A 12232-nucleotide genomic window follows, 5' to 3' on the forward strand; every position below is an offset into this window, starting at 1 on the left:
TATCAGTGCTGTTGCTAATGTGTCCTTTGATGATGAACGGGGCAAACTGAAGATTGTCAGAATGGAAAAAGAGATTCCATGAACCTGCGGTGTGTAGGTATCATGCGGAGCGGCACAATGCCGCTCCTGCTTTTCTGTTTGCTGGCATATTTCCATCGGGATGTTCCGGTAGACATGTCTTCGTTGTGGCGGATGGGAGCGGCTGTATCTGTCTATCTTGTTCTCCGGCTGTTCCCGGAGAAGCATCGCCGCCTGTTGCTTTATGGCTTTGTTCTTTGGGGACTGGTTGAAAGCGTGGTGGCGGTGTTTCAGCAGACCGGTCTGCTGGAGAGCAACCACCGTGCGTTTGACGTGACGGGCACGTTCGGCAATCCCGGTCCGCTGGGCGGCTTGTTGGGGATGGCGGGTGTGCTGGCTTTGGGCATGGCTTGCGGACGATGGAAGTGGAGTGGAAGGTCGGCTATGTGGGCTGTGCTGCCGCTGGCCGTTATCTTTTGCGGCCTGTCGCTTTCCGGTTCGCGTGCCGGATGGATGGGCATGCTGGCGGGAGTTGGTGTGCTGTGCGGCAGTGCCTTTCATTTCAGTAGGAGAACATATATTATAGGGGTGCCAGTTCTGTGTCTGTGTGCGGTCGGTCTGTATTTCCTGAAGCCTGCTTCTGCGGATGGCCGTCTGCTGATATGGTATAACACTTTAGTGATGTGGGCGGACAACCCTCTCTTCGGGACGGGCACGGGCGGATGGCTGGCGAACTACATGCACTTTCAGGCGGATTTCTTTGCGCTCCATCCCTTGTCATCCTGGGGGATGCTGGCCGACAATGCGGTCTGTCCGTACAACGAGTTTCTGCACATCGCTGCGGAACAGGGGCTGCTGGGGCTGGTCCTGGTCGGATGGATGCTTTGCGAATGGCTCCGTTATCCGTCCGTCACGTGGGAGGACACTTGCCTGAAAGGGATGCTGGCGGCATTCCTTACGTTCGCCTTCTTCTCCTATCCGCTGGATGTCTTTCCCCTGACGCTGGCATTCGCTGCAATGTCCGGAATGATGAGAAGCCGTCCGCTGAAGGTGTTCCGGCTGCCTTCGCGCGTGAAGTATGCTTTGGGGGGAGTCGGTCTTTTTGCTGTTCTGTCTGTTTCGTTGTGGTCGTACCGGATATATAAGGATGCGCTGTCCGACTGGAGCCTGTTTCCTTTCTTTCGTTACAATCCGGAAGTCATGGACATCTGCGCACAGACCGGAAGGCTCAGGGAACATGCACCGCAAAAGGAACTGGAATTGCTGGAGGAGACGGCACGGATAATCCCGACGGTGGAAACCTATTGCGCTATGGGACGTATTCATGAAAGGAAAGGTAACTATGGAAGAGCGGAGGCCTGCTACCGTGAAGCTGCCGAGATGATTCCCTCACGGATAACGGCCAAGTATCATCTGTTCAATCTGTATCTGGCACGGAAGGATACGGCTTCCGCCGTCCGTATCGGAAAGGAATTGTTAAACCGGCCGGTAAAGGTGGAGGGTACAAAAACATTGCGGATGAAAGGGGAGGTCAGGAGAAAGTTGAAGAAACTGAATTGATAATATCAAATGTATGGGAATACACGGTTCGTGTATTCCTACATTGAAAACTGACAAATTTCCGCCAGTTTCTTCACTCCTTGCTGAAAGGCGATGAACCCTCCGCCGAGCACACGGTTGTTCTCGTAGAAAACAGCCGACTGCCCCGGTGTGATTGCGGAGGCTTCTCCCAAAAACTTTACCAGCAGGTGCGAATCGTCAACCCGCGCAATCCGGCAGGGGATGGGACGGCTGCGGTAGCGGATGCGCACGGAAAGGTTCCGGCACGAGAGCAGTTCGTCCATATCAACGGCATTCACGTCTTCTACCAGCATGTACTCGGTTTTCAGTTGTTCGGCATCTCCGAGCATGACTGTATTCTTGTTCGGATTGATTTTCAATACATACATCGGTTTCCCGAGCGCGATTTCGAGTCCTTTCCGCTGGCCGACGGTATAGTAGGCAAATCCTTTATGCTGCCCGAGCTTGAGTCCCTTGCTGTCTACGAACCATCCCGGCCCGATCCGCTCGTCAATGTCCGGACAATGTTCTTTCAGAAATTCCCTATAATCCTTGTCGATGAAGCAGATTTCCATGCTTTCTCCGCCTTTTGCTTTCGCTTCAAATCCTTTAGAAGCGAGATATTGCCGCACTTCCGCTTTGGTCATGCCCCCCAGCGGAAAGAGCATCCTTTTCAGAATTTCCTGCGGAAGCTTCCATAAAAAATACGACTGGTCTTTGGCCGGATCATCTCCGGTCACGATATAACGGTTTCCGTTGATGTCCTCCAGCCTGCAATAATGGCCGGTTGCAATCCATGCGCAACCGGTGCGGTCTGCCCATTCGCAGAGAATGCGTTCCTTGAAAAGCGGATTGCACATGACGCACGGGTTGGGAGTGCGTCCGCGCATGTATTCGTCGATGAAATAACGCACGATTACATCCTTGAATTCCTTGCGCACATCGGCCACGTGGTGTTCGATTCCCAGCCGTGCGGCAAGAGCCTGCGCTTCCAGCACGTCATCGGGCTGCTCCTGGCCGGGAACGGAGAAATGCGAAGGGATGTCCCATGTGCGCATGGTTACGCCCACCACTTCATAGCCCTGTTCTTGAAGCATGATGCACACGGAAGAGCTGTCTATGCCTCCGCTCATGCCTACCAATATTCGTTTTTCTTTTTCTGCCATACCTCAATATCTGTTTTTCAAACATCAGAAGAAGACTTCCGGTTCACGGCGGGTATTGAATTTTTCATGCAGTATGGCGGCAAACGGGCTGAAGAAAGTGCGTGCGCGGTTGGGGCACGCTTTTACGCAGGCGCAGCATTTGATGCAGAGGTTCATGTCTGTTTCAATCCGGCTGCCGTCGTCTGCTATGCGGATGGCATGAGTCGGACATGCATCTACGCATTCCCCGCATACAAAGCAGTTGTCTGTACAAGTGGGACAAGCCGGCCTGGAGGGAGGCAGTTCCTTGTAGGGAATGTTTCCTTTTACCTTTAGCGGAGCAACAGCGGCAATCCGTTCCCATTTTTGCAGGCTTTCTTTCCCGAAGTCGCGTGCTTTCTGAAGATCCGTTTCATCGGGCCTGCCTTCCGCTATCGGGAGTTCAGGCGTGCTGTAGCTGTGTTCTCCAACGAAAGCTCCGGCAGAAAGAGGGGTGAAGCCCAGGCTGACAGCCGCATCATGCAGTTCGATCAGCGCATCTTCGTAATCGCGGTTTCCGTATACGGCAAGCAGAATGGCGGGCGAACCGTTCCCCTTCAGACGTTTCATGCGTTTCAATGCGGCGGGAGCGACTCTTCCTCCGTAAACAGGAGCGGCCAGTATGGTCAGTTCGTTTTTGATTTCGATGGGAGAGGAGCTTTCATCGAATGTAAGGTCTGTTTCAATTCTTCGCGGCATACCGATTCCTTCTCCTACGGCACGCGCTATCTTCTCTGACGTGTGAGTCGGTGAGAAGTAAACGATTCGGGTTGTTGTCAATGGATTCATGATGTCAGCTATTAGTTGTCTTCGGAAAACAAATATACGACAATCCTTCTGTTTTCTTCGCAGATATTCTTAATTTTGCATTGTTTATCTGAAAATGAATGGAAGAAGAGTTTGATATACGAGATTATAAGCCGACCGGAAATGAAAGGGACTTTGAGAATGCGCTCCGTCCTCTCCGGTTTGAAGATTTCAGCGGTCAGGACAAGGTGGTCGATAACTTGCGCATTTTCGTGAAGGCCGCCCGGCTTCGTGCGGAGGCGCTTGACCATGTGCTGCTTCACGGCCCTCCCGGTCTGGGAAAAACCACGTTGAGCAATATCATAGCAAACGAGCTGGGCGTCGGCTTTAAGGTGACTTCAGGCCCGGTGCTCGACAAGCCCGGCGATCTGGCCGGCGTGCTGACCAGCCTGGAACCGAACGATGTGCTTTTTATTGATGAAATCCATCGCCTGAGTCCCGTCGTGGAGGAATATCTGTATTCGGCTATGGAGGATTATCGGATTGATATCATGATTGATAAAGGTCCGTCGGCTCGCAGTATCCAGATTGACCTGAATCCCTTCACGCTGGTAGGAGCCACAACGCGGAGCGGGTTGCTTACGGCCCCCCTTCGTGCCCGTTTTGGAATCAACCTCCATCTGGAGTATTATGACGATTCGGTGCTGTCGCGGATTGTGCTTCGTTCGGCCGGCATCTTGGGAGTTCCTTGCGATACGGACGCTGCCGGAGAAATAGCATCCCGCAGCCGCGGAACGCCTCGTATAGCAAATGCTTTGCTGAGGCGGGTGCGTGATTTTGCCCAGGTGAAAGGCTCCGGACGGATTGACCTGAAGATTGCACGCTATGCGTTGGAGGCGCTTAACATCGACCGGTATGGCTTGGATCAGATTGACAACAAGCTGCTGTGTACGATCATTGACAAGTTCAAGGGAGGTCCGGTGGGTCTGACTACCATTGCCACGGCCTTGGGAGAGGATCCGGGCACGCTGGAAGAAGTGTATGAACCGTTTCTCATCAAGGAAGGTTTCTTGAAACGTACTCCCCGCGGACGTGAAGTGACCGATCTTGCCTACAAGCACTTGGGAAAGAACAAATATACGATAGAACGAACTTTTTTTGACTGAATAAGCCTATGGCCGGAATGAAATCATTGGTTAAGGATACTGCCATCTATGGAGTAAGCAGTATTCTGGGGCGATTCTTGAATTACCTGCTTGTCCCTCTGTATACGTCGGTTCTGCCGGCAGCATCGGGAGGGTATGGCGTTGTGTCGAATGTATATGCCTATACGGCACTGATACTGGTGCTGCTGACGTTCGGGATGGAAACCGGATTCTTCCGTTTTGCCAACAAGAGCGATGAGCAGCCGGAAAAGGTCTATGCCAATTCATTGCTGTTTGTCGGCGGATTGTCTTTGCTGTTTGTGACGGTCTGCATGATATTTCTTGGACCCATATCGAGCTTGCTGGAGTATCCGGATCATCCCGATTATGTGGGGATGATGATTGTGGTGGTGGCGCTTGACGCTTTTCAGTGCATTCCGTTCGCTTATTTGCGCTACAGGAAGCGTCCCGTGAAGTTTGCCGCCATCAAGCTGTTCAATATCGTTGGGAATATTCTGCTGAACCTTTTTTTTCTGCTGCTTTGCCCGTGGCTGTACGTCCGTTGTCCGGATGCGGTGTCATGGTTCTATGACCCGGATTATCTGGTAGGCTACATTTTTGTGTCTAATCTGATTATGTCGGGTGTGCAGATGTTCTTCTTTATTCCTGAACTGAGAGGCTTCTCTTACCGGGCGGACAGGGCATTGATGAAGCGGATGGTCAGCTATTCGTTTCCTATCCTGATATTCGGTGTGGTGGGTATTCTGAACCAGACAATCGACAAGATGATTTATCCTTTTCTTTTCGATGACCGCCAGGAAGGGCTGGTGCAGCTCGGCATTTACAGTGCAGCCAGCAAGGTCGCGTTGATTATGGCGGTCTTCACCCAGGCTTTCCGCTATGCTTACGAGCCTTTTGTGTTCGGAAAAAACAAGGAGGGCGACAACCGGATGATGTATGCTTCGGCAATGAAGTATTTCTTCATCTTTTCGCTGCTTGCTTTTCTTGCCGTTATGGGATATATGGATCTGCTGAAATATATGGTGGCCCGTGACTACTGGGAGGGCCTGAGCGTGGTGGCAATTGTGATGGGTGCCGAAATCTTCAAAGGCATCTATTTCAATCTTTCGTTCTGGTATAAGCTGACTGACGAAACGCAGTGGGGAGCCTACTTCTCGCTGATAGGCTGTGCGGTGATATTAGCTCTGAACGTGTGGCTTGTCCCAAGGTTCGGGTATGTCGCTTCGGCCTGGGCTTCTGTAGCCGGGTATGGAATCATCACTTTGCTTTCCTTCCTTATCGGCCAGAAGAAATATCCGGTGGATTATCCGTTGAAGGATATGGCGGCCTATTTGGTTCTGGCGGCAGTGCTTTTTGTCCTTTCAGAAAAAGTGCCGATTGCCAATGTGCCGTTGCGTCTGGCGTTCCATACGTTGCTGATTCTGGTATTTGTTGCCTATATTGTCAGAAAGGATTTGCCTTTGCGCGCGATTCCCTTCATCAACCGTTTCATCAAATAAAACATTAAATCCTATACAGTTATGAAATTAGACAGCAAGCGGAACTTTCTGGTCCGTAAATTTCTGAAAGAGTATCTTGATCTGCACCGCAGCAAGGAGGACGAGCAGGTTACCGTTGAGTACATCCGCAATGGAGTGGAGTTTAAGGGAACGAACCTGTGGATTCTGATATTTGCCACGGTTATCGCTTCGTTGGGATTGAATGTCAACTCAACGGCGGTAATCATTGGAGCGATGCTGATTTCTCCGCTCATGGGCCCTACGATGGGAATCGGTCTTTCAATCGGTCTGAACGATTTTGAACTGATGAAGCGGTCGTTGAAGAGCTATGCGGTGACTACCTTGTTCAGTGTGGTTACGGCCACCCTCTATTTTTTGTTCACTCCGCTTGATGAGGTGCAGTCGGAACTGCTTGCCCGAACTTCTCCTTCTATTTATGATGTGTTCATCGCCTTGATGGGCGGTTTGGCAGGGATAGTGGCTCTGGCGACAAAAGAGAAGGGGAATGTGATTCCGGGTGTTGCCATCGCTACGGCATTGATGCCTCCGCTCTGTACGGCGGGTTTCGGTCTGGCTACGGGCAATCTGCTGTATTTCTTGGGTGCTTTCTATCTGTATTTCATCAATTCTGTGTTCATCAGTCTGGCCACTTATATCGGAGTCCGGCTGATGCGTTTCGAACGCAAGCAGTTTGTGGATAAGGAGCGCGAAAGGATTGTCAAGCGGTATATCGTATGGATTACGATCGCCACGATGTGCCCCGCTGTATACCTTACTTATAATATCGTGCGTGAAACCTTTTATCAGACCTCGGCGAACCGTTTCATCACCCAGGAACTTCAGTTTCCCGATTCGCAGATTCTAAGCCGTGACATTTCTTATGAGAAGCGTGAGATTCGGGTTGTATTGGTTGGAAAGGAGATTCCGGAAAATCAGATCGTTGAGGCTCGCAACCGTTTGGATAAATACAGCCTGGACAATACAAAACTTGTGGTCTTCCAAGGTCTGGGAAACAATAATGCGGTGGACATCAGCAATATCAAGTCGATGGTGATGGAGGATTTCTACCATAACAGCGAGAGGCAGCTTTCGGCACAGCGTGTGGAACTGGACTCGATAAAGCGGGCCTTGGATGCCTTTAGCGGATCCCAGGTGGATTTAAGAATGGGGAAGGAGATGAAAGTGCTTTTCCCGATGGTTAAGACGCTGTCTGTGTCAAAAAGTCTTCAGATGCTTATCGACAGTGCGCGGATGGACACCGTTACGTTTGCGATTGTAGGCTGCACGCATGCGCCTTCGGCTCCGGAAAAACGCAAGATGAACGATTGGCTGAAAGCACGTACCGGAGCAGACAAAGTGCATTTGATTGTAGAATGAGGCCTGTAAAAAAGAACGTGCCGCGAAATAAATACATTCGCGGCACGTTCTTTTTATTGTATAATCTGTTGAACTTGTAGCTTATTTTTTTCTTTTCTTCTTGCTTGGCTTTTCCCACCAGTCGCCTTCTTCATTGTCTGATCCGCCGTTGAAGAACTGCATCCAGTCGTCTTTTTTCATTTTGTGCTGTGCCGGAGCTTGTTCGGGTTTGGCTTTCCTTGAAGAAGATTCCCTTTTTCCACCTTTTTCTCCGCGGCTGCGTTTCTTTCCGCTGCTGTCGCTGTTCCCGGTGTTTTCACTGGCTACTTCCAACACTACCTTGCGTCCGTTCTTCAACGTAACTTTGTTCAGCGCTTTCAGCAGTACGGAAGCCTGTGACTCGATTACTTCAACGAATGAGAAGTTCTGCATCAGATCAATGCGTCCGATCTGGATGCGTTCGTTCTTTACATTGTGGTTGATCAGGTCAATAATCTGGTTGGCATAGAATCCGTCTGTCTTGCCCACGTTAAGGAAAAGACGTGTATAGCCTTTTTCCGCTTTGCGGCTTCTTTCACCTCGTTCCTTGCGGTCTTTACGTTCTTTCCGGTCTTTGCGTCCTTTTTCCTTTTCTCCTTTTTCGGATGCGCTGGGCTGATCTATCTCAGGAGCGTTCTTGTAATAGTCCAGGAAGCGGTTGAATTCCATAGACACCACGCGCTTGATCAGGTCTTCTTTGCTAAGCCATTCAAACTTGCGGTAAATGCTCGGCAGGAAAGTTTCGATTTCTTCTTCGTTAACTTTAACTTTCTCGATTTCATCGATTACTTTCACAAGCTGCTGTTCGCATATTTCTTGTCCTGTCGGCAGCGGACTTACCTCAAATTTCTTGTTGATGATGCGTTCGATCTGGCGCATCTTTCCTTTTTCTCTCAGGTTGATGATGGCTATTGAGATACCTGTTTTCCCGGCGCGTCCGGTACGTCCGCTTCGGTGGGTATAGCTTTCCGTGTCTTCCGGGAGTCCGTAGTTGATGACATGAGTCAAGTCGTTTACGTCAAGTCCGCGTGCAGCCACATCGGTTGCCACCAGCAGCTGGAGATGGCGTTGGCGGAACTTCTGCATTACAAGGTCACGCTGGGCCTGACTCAGTTCGCCGTGGAGCGAATCGGCATCGTATCCATCTTGAATCAGTTTGTCGGCAATTTCCTGGGTCTCTTTGCGGGTGCGGCAGAAAATGATGCCATAGATTTGCGGATAGTAATCCACAACGCGTTTCAGTGCAAGATATTTGTCCTTTGCATGTACGATATATGCAACGTGATGCACGTTTTTGGTGCTCTCGTTCTTGACTCCGATTGTAATTTCTTTTGCATCATGCAGATAAGTTTTTGCAATCTTTGAGATTTCCGGGCTCATGGTTGCAGAGAACATCAACGTGTTTCTGTCCTGCGGCACATGTTCCAGTATGGCATTGATGCTTTCAGTAAATCCCATGTTCAGCATCTCGTCTGCTTCGTCCATAACCACATCCTTGATGGTTTCAAGCTTGGCAACCTTGCGTTCCATCAAGTCAATCAGACGGCCCGGTGTAGCTACAATGATATGTACGCCTTTTTTCAGGCTGCGTATTTGGCTTTCGATGGATGAACCTCCATATACGGGCAGAATCTTCAAGTCTGTAATGTACTTGGAATAATCGGTCAAATCACCGGCTATCTGCAGGCAGAGTTCGCGAGTAGGGCAGAGTATCAACGCTTGCGGTTCGCGGCGTGTCACATCAGTCTTTTGAATCAGCGGCAGACCAAATGCGGCTGTTTTTCCCGTTCCGGTTTGAGCCAGAGCTACTACATCATTACCGTTTCCCAACAGGTAAGGAATCACTTCTTCTTGTACAGGCATGGGGCTCACATACCCCATTTCTTCAATCGCTTTGCGTATCTCAGGGGAAACGCCAAGTTCTTCAAATGTCTTCATTCGTTTTTTTAATATCAAATTCGGCGCAAAGTTACTGATAATTCTTGATATATCAGATATTTTGTTTGCCGTTTTATCCTTATTTATTAGTATTTTATGTGGCAGTATACCAATAAGTAGGTATTGACGGACTGCTTTCTCCGGAGTAGCTTTGTTCAAATTCTGGAAATATGGTAAAATTGGTGCATAAGACAGCAGTAGCAGGCCGAGGCTGCAGGCTGTGGCTTTCATGGGGAATCGTTGTTTTGCTTGTTGTGACTGCATGGATGCTTGTGGTTTATTTTTCACATGCAGGAAATGACTGTTCGTGCATATTCTGTAGGTTTTACGGAAATGATGGCGGCAAGATGCTGGTGCGCTGTCTGGCAGTGCTTAGCGGATTGTGGCTGGCCGTTTTATTGTTCTTTTTTCATTTTGTCCGCATTGGCCGAAAACATAAAAAACGATAAATAAGCAGACGTTTGCTGGTCGGGATGTAGTGTAATATGCTTTTGAACTGTTCTATAGATAGAGGCTGTCTTGAAGCTTGCTTTGTTTCGGCTTGAAGCATTGAACAGGCTAATGTTAATCATAAAATCATTTACACAGATGAAACGTTTTGTATCAGTATGTATCTTGTTATGCTTCGCTGTCTGGGGAACCATAAAGGCGCAGGTTTTGACTTCCCCGGATGGTAATGTGTCGTTGGATTTTCGTCTTTTGTCTGACGGAACTCCTGTCTATTCTCTTCAATATAAAGGACGGGAGGTTATTAAAGAGAGCCGAATGGGCTTCCTCGTCAGTCCTGAATTTGTGTTTTGCAAAGACTTTGAGCAAATTGAAGAGCGGACGGGCGAGGCAGATACGGTCTGGCATCCGGTATTGGGGCAATACCGTGATATCCGGGATCATCATAAGGAGCTGTTTGTTGCTTTGCGCCAGAAAGATACCGGCTGGCTGCTGAATATCCGTTTCCGTCTTTTTGATGACGGACTGGGTTTCCGTTATGAATTTCCTGTGCAAGAGGATTTGCGCAACTTTACGTTGAAAGAGGAGGTTACGGAGTTTCGCTTGACCGGTGACCATAAGGCATTCTGGCTTCCGGGTGACTATGATACGAACGAATATCCTACTACAACTTCTCTTTTATCGGAAGTTGCCTTTTTGACAGACAGCGTAAGGCAGGAGCCTTTGGCGGTCAAAAGTTTTACGCCTGATCTGGCTGTGCAGACACCGCTTATGCTGAAATCTGCGGACGGACTGTATATTAATATACACGAGGCGGCGCTAGTTGATTATCCGGCGATGCAATTGAATTTGGATGACAAGTCATTTTGCCTAAGTGCCCATCTTACTCCCGACAAGAACGGAGCCAAAGGATTCATGCAAACCGGCAATGTTACTCCGTGGCGGACAATCGTCGTGAGTGATGATGCACGAGATATTTTGGCATCCAACCTGATTTTGAATCTGAATGAACCCTGCAAACTGGAAGACACTTCCTGGATACATCCCGTTAAATACGTAGGCGTGTGGTGGGAGTATTTTACAGGGCAAGGCTCGACGTGGGCCTATACGAAGAATCAGGACATAGTTATCGGAAAGACCGATTATACCAAAGAAATGCCTAATGGAACACATGCCGCCAATACAGCGCATGTAAAAGAATATATTGACTTCGCATCCCGAAACGGGTTTGATGCCGTGCTGGTAGAGGGATGGAATGAAGGATGGGAAGCGAATTTTGCTTATGTGAAAGAGCATATATACAGTTTTACCCGGCCGTATCCGGATTTTGATGTAAGTGAGCTGCAGCGTTATGCGGCGGAAAAGAAGGTGAAAATCATTATGCACCATGAAACGACTTCATCTGTCTGTGATTATGAGCGGCAGATGGAAGATGCGTTCCGGTTTATGTCTGAACACGGATATGATGCGGTTAAAACAGGATATGTGGGCCCTATTATCCCCCGCAGTGAACATCACGACGGGCAGTGGATGGTAAACCATTATCTGAGGGTTGTCAAGATGGCCGCAAAATATAAAGCGATGGTTAATTCGCATGAGGCTGTACGCCCAACCGGATTATGCCGTACTTATCCGAACTGGATAGCGCAGGAGTCGGCACGCGGTACAGAGTTTGAATCATTTAAAGGCAATCGTCCGGACCATACGACAATCTTGCCTTTTACACGGCTGATGGGTGGCCCGATGGACTATACGCCGGGAATTTTTGAAGGAGATTTGTCGGTTTATGGTTCGAATAAGGCAAAGCTTAGTACAACGCTTGTGAAACAGCTTGCTCTTTATGTAACGATGTACAGTCCGCTCCAGATGGCAGCAGACTTATATACAAATTATGAGAAATATCCGGATGCTTTTCAGTTTATAAAAGATGTAGCGGTTGATTGGGATGATACGTATATTCTGGAAGCGGAGCCCGGTGACTATATAACCATTGCGCGGAAGGCTAAAGGGAAAGATGAATGGTATGTCGGGGGAATCACTGATGAAAACAGCAGAGAAGCTACAATTGATTTGAGCTTTTTGCCCCGGGGAAAGAATTATCGGGCCGTTATTTATGCAGATGGGGAGAAAGCGGACTGGAGGACAACCCCTAAAGATTATGTAATCTTCTCGAAGAAAGTGAATAGCAAGACGGTGCTGAAACAGCGCCTTGCTCCAAGCGGTGGAGTGGCTGTTTCTATCAAGCCAATGTGAGTAGGGAAGGAAGGTTGCTAGCACA

The 12232-nt window shown here is 49.2% G+C and carries 8 protein-coding genes; 5 read left to right on the forward strand and 3 right to left on the reverse strand.

What is annotated here, in order from left to right; translation table 11 throughout:
- Positions 1–78: 78 nt before the first annotated feature.
- On the forward strand, positions 79–1578 hold the full coding sequence (locus QUW60_RS12300; RefSeq protein WP_289560843.1) for an O-antigen ligase family protein: 1500 nt from the start codon (positions 79–81) through the stop codon (positions 1576–1578).
- 38 nt (positions 1579–1616) lie between these two features.
- Here QUW60_RS12300 and mnmA read toward each other — a convergent pair whose 3' ends face one another.
- Together mnmA and QUW60_RS12310 are read right to left on the reverse strand one after the other, a co-directional pair.
- Entirely contained in the window at positions 1617–2744 is a 1128-nt protein-coding gene (mnmA, locus tag QUW60_RS12305) for a tRNA 2-thiouridine(34) synthase MnmA (RefSeq protein WP_289560844.1), read from the reverse strand.
- 24 nt (positions 2745–2768) lie between these two features.
- Complete coding sequence (locus QUW60_RS12310) at positions 2769–3551, reverse strand: 4Fe-4S binding protein (protein WP_289560845.1); 783 nt, start codon at positions 3549–3551, stop codon at positions 2769–2771.
- Positions 3552–3649: 98 nt separating this feature from the next.
- Between QUW60_RS12310 and ruvB the strand changes: the two genes are divergently transcribed.
- From ruvB to QUW60_RS12325, 3 genes are read left to right on the forward strand one after another with little or no spacing between them, the layout of a single operon-like run.
- Positions 3650–4675, forward strand: a complete 1026-nt coding sequence (ruvB, locus tag QUW60_RS12315; RefSeq protein WP_258339076.1) for a Holliday junction branch migration DNA helicase RuvB — start codon at positions 3650–3652, stop codon at positions 4673–4675.
- Positions 4676–4683: 8 nt separating this feature from the next.
- The gene (locus QUW60_RS12320; protein WP_289560846.1) at positions 4684–6174 is read left to right on the forward strand and encodes an oligosaccharide flippase family protein; all 1491 of its coding nucleotides are present in this window, start codon (positions 4684–4686) and stop codon (positions 6172–6174) included.
- Positions 6175–6195: 21 nt separating this feature from the next.
- Positions 6196–7551, forward strand: coding sequence for a TIGR00341 family protein (locus QUW60_RS12325; protein ID WP_289560847.1), 1356 nt, complete (start codon positions 6196–6198; stop codon positions 7549–7551).
- A gap of 81 nt (positions 7552–7632) precedes the next feature.
- Here QUW60_RS12325 and QUW60_RS12330 read toward each other — a convergent pair whose 3' ends face one another.
- Positions 7633–9507, reverse strand: coding sequence for a DEAD/DEAH box helicase (locus QUW60_RS12330; protein ID WP_289560849.1), 1875 nt, complete (start codon positions 9505–9507; stop codon positions 7633–7635).
- A 588-nt stretch (positions 9508–10095) separates the two neighbouring features.
- Here QUW60_RS12330 and QUW60_RS12335 point away from each other — a divergent pair.
- Positions 10096–12207: a glycoside hydrolase family 97 protein gene (locus tag QUW60_RS12335; RefSeq protein ID WP_258339072.1), complete on the forward strand. Its 2112-nt coding sequence runs from the start codon at positions 10096–10098 to the stop codon at positions 12205–12207.
- Positions 12208–12232 lie beyond the last annotated feature (25 nt).

Source organism: Bacteroides gallinaceum (genome assembly GCF_030373775.1).
GTDB classification, from domain to species: domain Bacteria; phylum Bacteroidota; class Bacteroidia; order Bacteroidales; family Bacteroidaceae; genus Phocaeicola; species Phocaeicola excrementipullorum.

Coding starts and splice junctions, on each gene's coding strand:
- QUW60_RS12310 (WP_289560845.1), bottom strand. CDS start 3,551: ATGAATCCATTGACAACAACCCGAATCGTTTACTTCTCACCGACTCAC.
- ruvB (WP_258339076.1), top strand. CDS start 3,650: ATGGAAGAAGAGTTTGATATACGAGATTATAAGCCGACCGGAAATGAA.
- QUW60_RS12320 (WP_289560846.1), top strand. CDS start 4,684: ATGGCCGGAATGAAATCATTGGTTAAGGATACTGCCATCTATGGAGTA.
- QUW60_RS12300 (WP_289560843.1), top strand. CDS start 79: ATGAACCTGCGGTGTGTAGGTATCATGCGGAGCGGCACAATGCCGCTC.
- mnmA (WP_289560844.1), bottom strand. CDS start 2,744: ATGGCAGAAAAAGAAAAACGAATATTGGTAGGCATGAGCGGAGGCATA.
- QUW60_RS12325 (WP_289560847.1), top strand. CDS start 6,196: ATGAAATTAGACAGCAAGCGGAACTTTCTGGTCCGTAAATTTCTGAAA.
- QUW60_RS12335 (WP_258339072.1), top strand. CDS start 10,096: ATGAAACGTTTTGTATCAGTATGTATCTTGTTATGCTTCGCTGTCTGG.
- QUW60_RS12330 (WP_289560849.1), bottom strand. CDS start 9,507: ATGAAGACATTTGAAGAACTTGGCGTTTCCCCTGAGATACGCAAAGCG.